Consider the following 1,254-nt stretch of genomic DNA (forward strand, 5'->3'; position numbering starts at 1 on the left):
GCATCACGATTAGCTGAATTTTATAACCCAGATACGGGCGCCAGAAATGGCGCCTTTTTTATTTGTGGAGTGAGTATGGCAGTACAGATTTCAGGTGTGCTGAAAGATGGTGCGGGAAAACCAATACAGAACTGCACTATTCAACTGAAGGCAAAGCGTAACAGCACCACGGTACTGGTGAACACGGTAGCCTCTGAAAATCCGGATGAAGCCGGGCGTTACAGCATGGATGTCGAGTATGGCCAGTACAGCGTCGCCCTGCTGGTTGAAGGTTTTCCGCCTTCACATGCCGGGATCATTACCGTCTATGAAGGTTCCAGACCTGGTACGCTGAATGATTTTCTCGGTGCCATGACGGAAGATGATGTCATGCCGGAGGCATTGCGTCGTTTTGAGGCAATGGTGGAAGAAGCGGCACGCAACGCCGAAGCCGCCTCTCAGAGCGCAGCGGCGGCAAAGAAATCCGAAACTGCAGCGGCATCATCGAAGAACGCGGCGAAAACCTCAGAAACGAATGCAGCTAATAGTGCACAGGCGGCAGCGACCTCACAGACTGCATCGGCAAACTCCGCGACAGCAGCCAAAAAATCAGAAACCAACGCGAAAAACAGCGAGACAGCCGCAAAGACGAGCGAAACTAACGCAAAGTCCAGTCAGACGGCAGCGAAAACCAGCGAAACGAATGCCAAAGCCAGTGAAACTGCGGCGAAAAGCAGTCAGGATGCAGCAGCCGAAAGCGAGAGCGCGGCAGCCGGTTCTGCGACTTCAGCTGCTGGATCAGCAACTGCTGCGGCTAACAGCCAGAAAGCTGCGAAGACGAGCGAAACTAACGCAAAGTCCAGCCAGACGGCAGCGAAGACCAGCGAAACGAATGCCAAAGCCAGCGAAACTGCGGCGAAAAGCAGTCAGGATGCAGCAGCTGAAAGCGAGAGTGCCGCAGCTGGTTCTGCAAGTGCGGCGGCTGCTTCTGCCACTGCATCAGCAAACAGTCAAAAAGCTGCAAAAACCAGTGAAACCAACGCAAAGGCGAGCGAGACTGCGGCGGCTAACTCGGCGCAAGCATCGGCAGCAAGCCAGACAGCAGCTAAAGCAAGTGAGGATGCAGCCAGAGAGTATGCAAGCCAGGCTGCGGAGCCGTATAAACAAGTATTGCAGCCACTGCCTGATGTGTGGATACCATTTAACGATTCGCTGGAAATGATTACTGGTTTCGCTCCTGGTTATAAAAAAGTAACTATCGGTGATGATGTTATT

The 1,254-nt window shown here is 53.1% G+C and carries 1 protein-coding gene; it reads left to right on the plus strand.

Annotated elements, in window-relative coordinates:
- Nucleotides 1-75: 75 nt before the first annotated feature.
- Nucleotides 76-1,254: prophage tail fiber N-terminal domain-containing protein (locus A7098_RS23365; protein ID WP_198599199.1), on the plus strand; the 1,179-nt coding region annotated here is incomplete at its 3' end.

This window comes from Escherichia sp. MOD1-EC7011 (genome assembly GCF_002965005.1).
Classification (GTDB): Bacteria; Pseudomonadota; Gammaproteobacteria; order Enterobacterales; family Enterobacteriaceae; genus Escherichia; species Escherichia ruysiae.